The following is an 11,842-nucleotide window of genomic DNA, read 5'->3' as shown; positions in this document are numbered from 1 at the left end:
TTGGGTGAAGGTGCGTGGAATATTTACCCATCTGGAAAAGCTAAGTAGATTTCCCTTTAAAAGTATCGCATGGTGATACGAAAATCGGCTCCTTTGTGTAAAAGCCCGCCAAAATACCCTTCAATTCTGTAGCTGAAGTAAGTCTTTACAAGGTGAAGAGGGGGAGGGAAGGTAAAACGGCATTTTATGAAGTGCTGTTTGTAGACCTCTTTGTGTTTGCTCACAATGCCAAAAGACCATAGCTTGCTCCACCATGCAGTGAGTTGGTGCTGTTAGCCGACCATATAAAGTCCGATAAATCCCGCAACCCCCACGACAATACGCCAGATGGCAAAGGGCATGAAGCCATGGCGGGAGACGAAGTCGAGCAACTGCCGCACGACAAAGACTGCAGCGATGAAAGCGGCGATAAAGCCCACTGTAATCACGCCAGCCTGATCCAGACTGATAATGTCCCGGTTCTTGTAGAGATCATAGGCAAAGGCGCCTGCCATGGTCGGCATGGCCAGAAAGAAAGAAAATTCCGCAGCAGAGCGTTTGTCTGTCCCCATCAATAGCGCGCCGGCAATCGTCGAGCCCGATCGGGACATGCCCGGTACCAGCGCCAGACATTGGAACAGGCCGATCTTGAAGCAGAGCGAGAGGGGGTAATCCATGATGTCGGTATAACGTGGCTTGAGATCGAGCCGATCAATCCAGGCCAGTACAACGCCGCCAACAATCAATGTGGTGCATATGAGACGCGGGCTTTCAAACAGGACCTGCTTGATGAAGCCATGCAAGCTTGCCCCCAGCACGGCCGCTGGCAGAAAGGCCAGCAGGATACCCGCCACAAACAGACGTGCTTTCTTGCTGGTGGGCAGATCAACAGCAATCTTGATGAGTCGCTGCGAATAAACCGTCAGAATAGCCAGGATCGCGCCAAGCTGGATCAGGACTTCGAATGTCTTGCCGTCATTCTGAAATCCCAGAAAATGTCCCGCCAGTAGAATATGCCCGGTAGAGGAAACAGGAAGGAACTCGGTAAAGCCCTCAATAAGGCCAAGGATGACAGCTTCGAAATATGTGGCAAGATCCATTTTTATCTCATTCTCTCACTGGCAGAAAAAAGTTTCTGCCACTATGGTCCCCTTCATCCTCAAATCGGGTGAAAGTGTGGCACCTAATGGACGCTTTTAAATCACGTCTGTTAAATTGCTGATAATCATTTCATACTTGAATGGATGAGCGTCCACACTTTTGCCAGTTTTCTGCTCGAAGAAGCGTTAGGCACGAAAGGAATCGCACGGGCAATGCTACTGCTCTACCACACCATGATGTCAGTCCCATCTCGCTTTACACGGCTGATTTTGGCCGAGTGCAAGGCGAATGCAGAATTGACCGAAGTTCTTCCCTGGGAGCGGACAGAAGAGTTTCTGCTGGTCAATCCGGCGGGCACTGTTCCTGTGCTCAGAGAGAATGACGGGCCACCGGTATGTGGAGCGATGACCATCGCCGAATATTTGGACGAAACCCGTGGCTATGCGCTCGGCAGCCGTCGCCTTTTGCCAGACCATCCCAACCATCGCGCTGAAGTGCGCAGGCTCGTGCACTGGTTTCTCAACAAGGCCGTGGATGAAAGCGCCCGCTTTTTCGTTGACGAAAAAATCTACAAGCGCATGCGCCGCCCGAGCGAAGGGGGCGGGTCTCCCGACTCAACCCTTCTGCGCGCAGCCAGAGGCAATCTGAAGATCCATCTCAACTATATCGCCTATCTGGCCGAGCGCCGGAAATGGCTCGCTGGTGAGAATTTCTCCTATGCCGACCTCGCAGCAGGGGCCATGCTTTCGACCATCGATTATCTGGGCGAAGTGCCATGGGAGAAGGAACCGATCGTCAAGGATTGGTATCAGCGCATCAAATCACGTCCGGCGTTCCGCCCCATTCTGGCCGATAGCCTCAAGGGGATACCACCTTCGAGCCAGTATATGGATCTGGACTTCTAGTCTCACCTCCTACAATGATGGTGCATGACCGTGCCAAACCCGGATAAACAGGCAAAATTGCGCGCCTTCATTGACAAAGAGGCTCAGGCGCTGGGCTTTGCCCAATTGCGGGTCTGTCGCGCCAGTGATGCCAAGAGCCGCGAAGCAGTTTTGCGGCACTTTGTCGAGAAGGGCTATCACGGCTCCATGGACTGGATGGAGGAGACGCTGGACCGCCGCGCCCACCCGACCAATCTGTGGGATGATGTGCAATCCATCCTCATGCTTGGTTTTAACTACGGTCCAGACGAAGATCCTCGAGATCTTCTGGCGCATCCCGACAAGGCCAATATTTCGGTTTATGCCCGCCATCGCGATTATCACGACCTGATCAAGGGGCGATTAAAGCAGCTTTCAGCCAAGCTGCTCTCGCGCGTGCGCGACAGCCAGCCGGATGGTGCCATCAAGGTGTTTGTCGACACTGCCCCCGTGATGGAAAAACCGCTGGCAGAGCTTGCCGGACTGGGCTGGCAGGGAAAGCACACCAATCTGGTTAGTCGTGAGTTTGGCTCATGGCTGTTTCTGGGCGCAATCTTCACCAATCTGGACCTTGTCCCCGATGAAGCCGAGATGGACCGCTGTGGCTCCTGTGTGGCCTGTCAGGAGGCCTGCCCGACGGGCGCCTTTCCCAAGCCTTATCAGATCGACGCCAGCCGCTGTATTTCCTATCTGACCATCGAGAATAAGGGCCCGATCCCGCATGCTTTGCGCGGGGCCATCGGCAATCGCATCTATGGCTGTGATGATTGCCTGGCCGCTTGTCCATGGAACAAGTTTGCGCAACAGGCCAGCGAAGCCAAGCTCAAGGCGCGCGCCGACCTCAAGGCACCGGCGCTTGTTGATTTTCTGGCGCTGGATGACGCGGCCTTCCGCCAGCATTTCTCCGGCTCTCCCATCAAGCGCATTGGTCGCAATCGCTTCATGCGCAATGTGCTGATTGCTGCAGGCAACGCGGGCAGGGGAGACGCTACGGAAATATCCGGGCTGATCGGGGCGGTCACACCGCATCTTGGCGATGGTGATCCTCTGGTCAGGGGGGCAGCTATCTGGGCGCTTGGGCGCCTGATGCCCGCACAGGAATTTGTTCAAATGGCAAAAGACCGCATTGACGGGGAAACAGCCCTGGATGTGAATGAAGAATGGCACTTGGCGCTGGAAGGAAAGACCCAATGAAACTGTTTATCTTCGGATATGGCTATAGCGCTCGAGCCATTGCGCAGGAACTGGCTCCAGACTGCGATTGGATCGCGGCAACCACACGCTCGGAGAAAAAAGCCGCGGCGATGACTGCCGCCGGGCTGCGTGCCTTTCAATTTGATGGCGAAAGCCCTTCTACAGCCCTTAAGGAAGCGCTGACAGAGGCAACACACCTGCTCATTTCAATCGCGCCGGGGGCCGAGGGTGATCCTGTTCTCAATTGCCTGCGCGAAGATCTAAAACAGCTTCCCGCGCTTTGCTGGATCGGTTATCTCTCAACCGTTGGCGTCTATGGCAATCATGATGGCGCATGGGTGGATGAAGACACCGAATGTCGCCCTGTCTCGCGTCGATCGGTGCAGCGGATCGCGGCTGAAAAAGACTGGCAAGCACTGGCATCAGAGCTGGACATGCCACTTGGCATCTATCGGCTGGCCGGCATCTATGGCCCCGGGCGCAACCAGATGATCAAACTGGATGCAGGCACCTGCCGGGCCATCAACAAACCCGGTCAGGTCTTCAATCGCATTCATGTAGCAGATATCGGTCTAGCTGTGGCGAAAGCTGCCAAGCAGCGCCACAGCGGCATTCTTAACGTGGTGGATGATGAACCCGCCGCGCCGCAAGAGGTCATTTATTACTGTGCAGACTTGATGGGGGTGCCGCGTCCCAAGGAGCAGTCATTCGAAGACGCTGACATAAGCCCCATGGCGCGCAGCTTCTATGGCGAGAACAAGCGTTGCAGCAATATTCGTCTGCATGAGTTGATCGGTGGCATCTTGCACTATCCGACTTATCGGGAAGCATTTGCCCATATGTGGCAAACGGATAGCTGGCGCAAGAAAGACTAGATCGATCCACAGGGCGTTTGTGCACCGCTTTCAAACGCCCTGACAACGGCTCTTTCGCGGCTTTCCGCCATCTCTTTTCACAGGCTTGCTCAACGCTGTTAAAAAAATGAAATAAAAACCAAAACGCCCTTGCCAACTCGGCCAATAGGGATTAGACAACAGCCTCACTTGCCGAGCTCAAAACGAGCATGGCACACAGGTTGCGCTGGTAGCTCAGTTGGATAGAGCACCAGACTACGAATCTGGGGGTCGGGGGTTCGAATCCTCCCCAGCGCGCCATTCTCCCCTTTACATCAGTATCTTATCGCTTAGGCAGCATGCTGCATATGTGTGTTCGTATGGTCTTTTGGCTGTGCCTGCAGTATACCCCCTCATGCATTGGCAAAATGCTTTGCCAAAAAAAAGGCCCCGTTTCCGGGGCCAAGAGGGGCACTGGCAGAGGATTGCCAGCGCATGTGTTTTAGGGCTTATTTGAAGAGATACGGCAACGTGGTGGAAATCGGTTCAATCATCGTGATCATCAGCAAGGCGACGATCAGCGCGCCTAGATAGGGAGCGGTCGATTTCATGACCTTTTCCAACGGGACCTTGGTGATGGCACTGGCCACGAACAGATCCAGCCCTACCGGAGGCGTGATACAGCCGATGGCAAGGTTGACGACCATGATTACGCCGAAATGGATCGGGTCAATGCCCATGTTGAGGGCGACCGGCAGGAAGATCGGAGTCAGGATGACCACCGCCGCCGACGCATTCACAAGGGTTCCCAACACCAGAAGCAGCACGTTCATGATCAGCAGGAAGACGATGCCAGAACTGGTGAACTGGATAATGGCTTCACCGATCATGTGCGGGATCTGCAGGTTGGTCATCAGCCAGCCGAAGACCTTGGCAGCGCCCACAAGGAACATGATGAGCGTTGTGCCGATCACTGCCTTGAAGACGATTTCAGGGAAATCCCGAATGGCCAGCTCTTTATAGATGAACAGACCGACCAGGATGCCATAGACCGCAGCAACTGCGGCCGCTTCTGTTGGCGTGAAAATACCCGAATAGATGCCGCCGATAATGATGACCGGGGTCATCAGAGCCCAGAAGGCGTCCTTGAGGGCCAGAGCGAGGCGCTTGCAGGAGAAAGACCCGTCGGGGGGGATCTGGCCTTTCTTGGCAAGATACCAGCCCATGCCGCACATGGCGCCGCCCATCAGCAGGCCCGGAACAACACCGGCCATGAACAGATCGCCGATCGAGACGTTGGCAATAACCCCATACACCACGAAGGTGATGGAAGGCGGAATGACGATGCCGACTGTACCGGCCGCAGCCACGATGCCGGTTGCCATTTCGCGTTTATAGCCCTTCTGCTCCATTTCGTTGACCATGGTTGAGCCGATGGCTGCCGTGGTCGCAGCGGAAGACCCCGAGATGGCAGCAAAGAACATGCCGGCCACAGCCACGGCCTGAGCCAGACCTCCGGTAAAGGAACCGACCATCGCTTGCGCCACATTGACCAGACGCGAGGTCACCCCGCCTGCGGACATGAAGGCACCGGCAAGCATGAAGAAGGGCACCGCCATGAAGGAGAAGGAATCGATGCCGGAGAAGAGGTTGTTGGTGATGAGAACCTGTGGCAGGTCCATGTAGAACGCCAGAACGAAGGAGACCGAAAGAGCCAAGGCATAAGCCACCGGCACACCGATCAGCGCCATCGCGACGAAGGAAAGAATAAGTGCGACTTCCATGATATCAGGCTCCCGCTAGTCCGTTACAACCGATGTGTCATCGGCATTGTCGTCTTCAGCTTTGCCAGCGAGCGAGCGGAAGATGCTTATGGTGTCCTTGATGTGATACATCAGCATGAGAACACCCGAGACGGGCATGATGATATAGACATAGCTCATCGACAGGCCGAGACCGGGAGAGGTCTGGAAGGTCATGGTCTGCGTCATTTTCCAGCCCTGTATGATTAGCAGCAGGATGAAAACATAGCCGCAGGCATTGATGAACAGATTGAGCACGAAGCCGGGCTTTGTGCCATTGAGAAGGCGCGGGACCAGCTCAACAGCCAAATGGCCGTCTTCGCCCATTATAAGCGCGGAGCCAAGGAATACGACCCAGACAAACAGGAAGCGGGCCAGCTCTTCGGACCACTCGAACGAGAAGCCGAACAGATAGCGGGTGATCACCTGTATGAAGATGATTGTCAGCATGACAAGCATGGCAACGACGGAAATCCCATACAGCAACTTGCGCAGGATTTTGAATATGGCGTCCATGAATTGAGACCTTTTATGAGGCCGGAGAAGCCTTCGGAAACGCTCCGGGCCAAGCCTTGTTGTTGATTGGATCATGAATTCGGGTGATGAGGCCCGAGGAGCCTTGCGCTGCGGACTGGCCGAATTGGCCAGAATGGATGTGCGCAGTGGGCTGACCCGGGGTCTTGCGACCGGGCCAGCCCCTGCCCAAGCTCGGCACGAGCCCTGATATGTGTTTGTTGTGGGCTCTCTTGGGGCTGGCTTTTGTTATTCGGCCAGAGCGTTGATCTTGTCGATATTGTCCTGACCAACGGTATCGGCGAACATTTCGATCACAGGAGCCGTAGCGGCCTTGAATTTGGAGCGATCAACGTCGATGACTTCCATTTTGCCAGTCGCGATGATCTGATCCCAATATTCATTGTCCTGCTCTTCAGAGATCTTGCGCTGCCATGCAATCGCTTCCTTGGCTGCGTCCTGAATGATGGCTTTCTGCTCATCATTGAGTTTTGCCCAGCTGATCATGGAAATGATCATCGGTTCCGGAGAATAGGCGTGTGCAGTCTTGGAGGCATATTTCTGGACTTCATAGAAGCGTTTGGTGAAGATATGCGCGGAAGGGTTTTCCTGACCGTCAACCGTGCCCTGCTGCATGGCAGAATAGAGTTCGCTGAAGGCCATAGGGGTTGGAGATGCACCCAGAGATTTCATCATTTCAACAAAGATCTTGTTGGTCATGACGCGGATCTTCAGGCCTTCCATGTCGGCCGGTTCCTTGATGGGGCGGACATTGTTGGTAACGTGGCGGATGCCGTTTTCCATATAGCCCAGCAGCTTGATGCCGCGGCCTTCCAATTCCTTGCCAAGCTCCATGCCGACGCTGTCCAGAGACTTGTAGGCATGCGGCCGGTCGTTGAAGATGAAGGGAAGGTCGAAGATGGAAATCTGTGGCTGGAACTGGCCCAGAACAGCGGTGCCGACCAGAGCCATGTCAACAGCACCGAAAACCATGCCTTCGATCAGGTCTTTCTGACCACCCAGCTGGGAGCTTGGAAAAACCTTGACTTCGATGGAGCCGTTGCTCTTTTCGTTGACGAGTTTGGCGAAATAGTCAGCGCCCTTGCCATACGGATGGTCTGGCACGGCAATATGGCCGAGCTTGAGGGTGACGTCGGCAGCGAAAGTCGGGGCTGCGAGCGACAGGGCCATAAGGCCAGCGCCGAGAATACTTGCGAGACGGATCATTAGGTTTCCTCCCTATCCTGTCTTCAAAAAAAGCCTGTTATTCGAATGTAGCTTCGACACCGCGAGGGTGTCTGATCTGTGAGTCGAACCGCCCTCATAGCAATAGAAGCCGGATCAACCTGATTTCTTTTGGATCCTGCGATCCGGGTTTCATTTCATGATGGGGCGAGGCCTCACCTCGCTCCCTGTATGCTCCTCCTTCATAGGATCGGTTGATCCTGAGCACGCCAGTCCCCGGTTCGATTGTGGAGTTCCACCCAACGAGCTTGCGTGCCGCTTGTACAAACATCAGCAAGCCCCGTGCCAAATAGTAGCCGAAGGCGCACAAAAACGGTGTGCCGGAAGGCACAAGCGGAGCTTGCAGCCTGATCGCTCAATCATTAACCATTTGTAACATAGATGCTTTTTCACCAGTGAGCAGGAGAAAGACTCTCATGGTGATGCGGACAAATTTTTTCAAGAAGGGCTCAAAGAAAATTGGAAGAGGTTAGGAGGCTTGATCCTTAGTCTAACGAAAATGCGCGGGTTTGTGCGGATTTCCAGACACCCTCAGGAGCAAGTGTCACGATATCCGCACATAGTTGCGTAGAGTGCGGGGACAAGATGCCGCATGGACCTGTTAAAACCGGCAAAAAGTCAGTTTTGGTCTCTTCCTCCTATCGAGCGCCTCGACGCTTGCTTCGTTATGTGTATAAAGTTGAAGGGTTGGAGGAGGGCAAGAAGAGCGGTTCGCGGGTGGTATGGTCCGAAATAAGGGACAGCCCGATGAACTGCCCGCCGTGGTGAGGACCTTGCGGGTTGCCCTGTCAGAGAGGACCAAGGCGTGGATCAAATCGATATTTCGATACTTTACATCGAAGACGATAAAAGCGTGCAATTTGCGTATCAGCAATCCATGGAAATGGCTGGCTTTACTGTTTCTACAGCAGACAATGCGGAAGACGGGTTGAAGCTGGTGCGAAAGCATCCGGCCTCGGTCGTTCTGACCGACATTCGACTGCCGGGCATGTCTGGCGTCAAGTTGATGGAAAAGGTACTCGCCATTGATCCGGCCATTCCCGTGGTGCTGATCACGGGCCATGGCGATGTGGAAATGGCGGTCAATGCCATGAAGCAGGGCGCCCATGATTTTATCGAAAAACCATGCAGCAACAAGCGCCTGACGGAAATCCTGCAGCGGGCGGTCGACAAGCGTCGGCTGGAGCTGGAGAATGTCCAGTCACGCTTGCAGCAAAAGGCGGCCAATGGCCCCGTGATGATTGGCTCGAGCAAGGCGATGAACCGTATTCGGGAGATGATCCTGAACATCTCGGATACAGATGCCGACGTGCTGGTGCAGGGTGAAACGGGCACAGGCAAGGAAGTGGTGGCCAATGCCATCCATATGTGGAGCGATCGGCGCAATGCCAATTTCGTGCCGCTCAACTGTGCTGCCTTCCCCGATAGCCTGTTTGAAAGCGAAATGTTCGGTCATGAGGCAGGCACCTTCACCGGCGCCACCAAAAAGCGGATCGGCAAAGTGGAATATGCGCATAAGGGTACGCTGTTTCTCGATGAGATCGAAAGCATGCCGCTGGATATTCAGGCCAAATTTCTGCGCGTGTTGCAAGAGCGCACCGTCGAGCGATTGGGCAACAATGTGCTCGTGCCGGTCGATTGCCGTGTGGTGGCAGCCACGAAGGAAGATCTTCAGGAGCTGAGCGAAAAGAAGGCCTTTCGCTCAGACCTCTATTATCGGCTGAATGTCGTTACCATTCATCTGCCACCCCTGCGCGAGCGGCGTGAAGACATTCCCGAGCTGTTTTATCATTTTGCCTTTCAGGCCGCCCAGCAATATCGGCGCCCGATGCCGGACATTAAGCCCGAGCTTATTATCTGGCTACAAACCCAGAAATGGCCGGGCAATGTGCGCGAGCTGAAACATTTCGCCGACCGCTATATTCTCGGTTTTGTGCCCCCTGAGACGGACGGCTTCTCCATTTCGGATGAAAACCGCATGAGCCTCACGGAATGTCTGGATTCCTTTGAGAAGCAACTGATTGAGGATGCCCTGCGTCAGACCGGAGGACATGTCGGCTCGGCTGCCAAGCAATTGTTGCTGCCGCGCAAGACCCTTTATGACAAGCTCAATCGCCACGACATCAAGCCCGATGCCTTTCGCTCGAACAACCTGGCGGATTAGGCCGGCTGTCGGTTGTGCGCTTACAAGGCTTGATGCCTAGATGGTGTCTTCTGATGGAACTTGCGTCGCGTCGACCCATTCGCGCCATTTGATAATGAACTCGGCCCCGCCTGCGGCATGATGCTGCGCCTTGATGGAGCCACCGGAATTCTCGACAATCCCCTTGATGATCGCCAGCCCGAGACCGGTGCCCCGCTGCTTGGTGGAGAAGTAGGACTCAAAGATCCGTGTCGGATCGGAAATGCCGCAGCCATTGTCGCGCACCCGCACCTGCACCTTACCCTCTTCCTTGCTGATCAGTATGAGCAATCTCTTCTTTTCACGATTGCTCATGGCGTCAAGCGCATTGGTGATCAAGTTACTGAAAATCTGCTCCAGACCAATGTCATTGCAGGGCACCTGTATGACATTGTGACTGGCCTGGAATTCGAGTTGCACATTGCTCTTCTTCAGTGTGGCCTGAAACAGCTTGATGGAAGAATTCGCTACCAACACGATGTTGGCATTGCCGCTGGAGATGCGATGCCGGCTGGCAAAGGATTTGAGTTCCGATATCTGTTGCGTCATGCGCTCGATATGAGAGGCCACCAGCGCCAGATTTTCGTCCACCTGCGGATAGAGCTTGCGTTCAAGCAACAGTCGGGAGGTATCAAGCAGCATATAGATGGCCGAAAGCGGCTGATTGAATTCATGCGCCAGTTCCGTCGCCATCTGGCCAATCGAGGCCAGCTTGCTGTTTTCAACCAGCTGGTTCTGCAGTTTCTGGATGCTGCGTTTGTATTTGTTGCGGAAGTTCCGATAGGCAAACAGGATGATGCCATAGATCAGCAAAGCTAGAAGGACAGCAAGTACGGCGAGCGCATAATAATAGTGTGTGCTTTGCAGCGACAGAATAGTCCAGCCATAGTCGAGAATGTCCTCTTGGATAGAAAAGATACCCGGAAGCGCGCAGCCGAACTTGGAATTGCTGTAGAAGGTCATTTCGCCCACGCTATAACAGCGCGACAGGGCAATAGGGCTCAGCAGATGCCGGACGAACTGCTTCTCCGAATCCACCTTGTCGATGGCCCGCGCGCTGATATCGCCAAGGGTCTTGTTCTTCCAGGCCTTGTTGGAACTCAGGAAAATGATGTTATGGACATCCGAGACGATGATTTCATCGGGACCGGACGCCCAGACGTCCTCCAGATCGGAGAGATTGATCTCGATTGTAATGGTACCGATGATCTCTCCGCCCGACTTCAACCCGTAGGAAATGAAGTAGCCCGGGGTGAGAGATGTGATGCCAACCCCGTAAAACTGGCCAAGTCGTCCCGCCATGGCGGCCTTGAAATAGGGTCTGAAACCGTAATTTTTGCCGATATAGCTATCGGGCCTGTCCCAGTTGCTTGAGGCGATGGTCTTGCCGGATTTATCCTGCACAAAGACGGTGGCAACGTTGGTGGCATATTTGATGCGCTGCAGGAAATAGCCGCTTTCAACCGAATCCAGATCGCCTGTGGTGATGTCGACGATCTTCTGGTTTTGCGAGAGGATGAAAGGAAGAAATTTATATTGGTAAATCGAGGATTCCAGGCTCGATTTATACATGTTGATGATCAGCTTGCTGGCATTGATCCGGTTCTTCATTTCCTCATAGAAGGGAAAGGAAATGATCAATATAAGCAGAGTGATGATGAGCAGGTGAAAGGACTTGATCCTTATAAAGGGTATCAGCTTTTCAACCATTTGCTCTGCTCGCCGTAAAGGACTGAAAGAAGCCGCAAAGCGCACATGCGCTCTAGGCCGTTGCAACACGTCATTATAGGCGTGTTTGTGCCCATCGTGCCAGCCCGCTTGCGCTCCGACCAAAGAAGAGCATCAAACACAATGGTGAAAAGGTTAGGATTTCCTTTGGAGGGAAAGGCAAAGCCGTGCGGGGTGCAGACATGCGAAAGGCCGCGAACCGCGGCCTTTGAAATAGACGAACCTGTATGAGCAAATGTGGGCTCATTATGCTCATTTGACAGCAGGGCCCTTACAAAAAACAATGCCTGCTTATGGTTCTGATCGAGAACCCAAGGCTAAAAAAGCAATGCTCCAGTAACA

9 protein-coding genes and 1 tRNA gene are annotated in these 11,842 nt (G+C 54.0%); 5 read left to right on the top strand and 5 right to left on the bottom strand.

Translation table 11 applies throughout. The features are described from left to right. Nucleotides 1-272: 272 nt before the first annotated feature. A complete protein-coding gene (locus tag ACKPCT_RS16035; protein WP_319567388.1) occupies nt 273-1,079 on the bottom strand; it encodes an undecaprenyl-diphosphate phosphatase in 807 nt (268 codons plus the stop codon). Nucleotides 1,080-1,292: 213 nt separating this feature from the next. Between ACKPCT_RS16035 and ACKPCT_RS16030 the strand changes: the two genes are divergently transcribed. The 4 genes from ACKPCT_RS16030 (at nt 1,293) to ACKPCT_RS16015 (ending at nt 4,351) form a co-directional block, all read left to right on the top strand. Next, nucleotides 1,293-1,985, top strand: coding sequence for a glutathione S-transferase family protein (locus tag ACKPCT_RS16030; protein WP_090069154.1), 693 nt, complete (start codon nt 1,293-1,295; stop codon nt 1,983-1,985). 24 nt (nt 1,986-2,009) lie between these two features. After that, nucleotides 2,010-3,197 (top strand): tRNA epoxyqueuosine(34) reductase QueG, encoded by a 1,188-nt coding sequence (gene queG, locus ACKPCT_RS16025; protein ID WP_319567387.1) that lies wholly within the window; start codon nt 2,010-2,012, stop codon nt 3,195-3,197. Then, a complete protein-coding gene (locus tag ACKPCT_RS16020; RefSeq protein WP_319567386.1) occupies nt 3,194-4,072 on the top strand; it encodes an SDR family oxidoreductase in 879 nt (292 codons plus the stop codon). Before queG ends, ACKPCT_RS16020 begins: the two co-directional genes overlap by 4 nt. A gap of 202 nt (nt 4,073-4,274) precedes the next feature. Further along, nucleotides 4,275-4,351: transfer RNA gene (locus ACKPCT_RS16015), tRNA-Arg, on the top strand. Nucleotides 4,352-4,539: 188 nt separating this feature from the next. Here the strand turns inward: ACKPCT_RS16015 and ACKPCT_RS16010 are convergent. The 3 genes from ACKPCT_RS16010 to ACKPCT_RS16000 all read right to left on the bottom strand — a co-directional run bounded on the left by ACKPCT_RS16010 (nt 4,540) and on the right by ACKPCT_RS16000 (nt 7,572). Further along, the gene (locus tag ACKPCT_RS16010) at nt 4,540-5,814 is read right to left on the bottom strand and encodes a TRAP transporter large permease (RefSeq protein WP_090069191.1); all 1,275 of its coding nucleotides are present in this window, start codon (nt 5,812-5,814) and stop codon (nt 4,540-4,542) included. 15 nt (nt 5,815-5,829) lie between these two features. After that, nucleotides 5,830-6,348 carry a TRAP transporter small permease gene (locus tag ACKPCT_RS16005; RefSeq protein WP_090069194.1) on the bottom strand — a complete coding sequence of 173 codons (519 nt, stop codon included), beginning with the start codon at nt 6,346-6,348 and terminating at the stop codon, nt 5,830-5,832. Nucleotides 6,349-6,594: 246 nt separating this feature from the next. Further along, nucleotides 6,595-7,572 carry a TRAP transporter substrate-binding protein gene (locus ACKPCT_RS16000; RefSeq protein ID WP_090069196.1) on the bottom strand — a complete coding sequence of 326 codons (978 nt, stop codon included), beginning with the start codon at nt 7,570-7,572 and terminating at the stop codon, nt 6,595-6,597. A gap of 823 nt (nt 7,573-8,395) precedes the next feature. Between ACKPCT_RS16000 and ACKPCT_RS15995 the strand changes: the two genes are divergently transcribed. Next, nucleotides 8,396-9,754: a sigma-54-dependent transcriptional regulator gene (locus ACKPCT_RS15995; protein ID WP_090069198.1), complete on the top strand. Its 1,359-nt coding sequence runs from the start codon at nt 8,396-8,398 to the stop codon at nt 9,752-9,754. Between the two features lie 36 nt (nt 9,755-9,790). On the opposite strand, the gene ACKPCT_RS15990 is transcribed toward ACKPCT_RS15995, so the two are convergent. Beyond that, nucleotides 9,791-11,482, bottom strand: a complete 1,692-nt coding sequence (locus ACKPCT_RS15990; RefSeq protein WP_319567385.1) for an ATP-binding protein — start codon at nt 11,480-11,482, stop codon at nt 9,791-9,793. Between the last annotated feature and the right edge of the window lie 360 nt (nt 11,483-11,842).

Source organism: Cohaesibacter marisflavi, from assembly GCF_963665895.2.
GTDB lineage: Bacteria > Pseudomonadota > Alphaproteobacteria > Rhizobiales > Cohaesibacteraceae > Cohaesibacter > Cohaesibacter marisflavi.
This window is presented reverse-complemented; position numbering and strand designations above follow the sequence as displayed.

Excerpts from the sequence above, each read along its gene's own strand:
- ACKPCT_RS16030 (WP_090069154.1), top strand. The coding sequence starts at position 1,293 with ATGCTACTGCTCTACCACACCATGATGTCAGTCCCATCTCGCTTTACA.
- ACKPCT_RS15990 (WP_319567385.1), bottom strand. The coding sequence starts at position 11,482 with ATGGTTGAAAAGCTGATACCCTTTATAAGGATCAAGTCCTTTCACCTG.
- ACKPCT_RS16020 (WP_319567386.1), top strand. The coding sequence starts at position 3,194 with ATGAAACTGTTTATCTTCGGATATGGCTATAGCGCTCGAGCCATTGCG.
- ACKPCT_RS16005 (WP_090069194.1), bottom strand. The coding sequence starts at position 6,348 with ATGGACGCCATATTCAAAATCCTGCGCAAGTTGCTGTATGGGATTTCC.
- queG (WP_319567387.1), top strand. The coding sequence starts at position 2,010 with ATGACCGTGCCAAACCCGGATAAACAGGCAAAATTGCGCGCCTTCATT.
- ACKPCT_RS16035 (WP_319567388.1), bottom strand. The coding sequence starts at position 1,079 with ATGGATCTTGCCACATATTTCGAAGCTGTCATCCTTGGCCTTATTGAG.
- ACKPCT_RS16010 (WP_090069191.1), bottom strand. The coding sequence starts at position 5,814 with ATGGAAGTCGCACTTATTCTTTCCTTCGTCGCGATGGCGCTGATCGGT.
- ACKPCT_RS16000 (WP_090069196.1), bottom strand. The coding sequence starts at position 7,572 with ATGATCCGTCTCGCAAGTATTCTCGGCGCTGGCCTTATGGCCCTGTCG.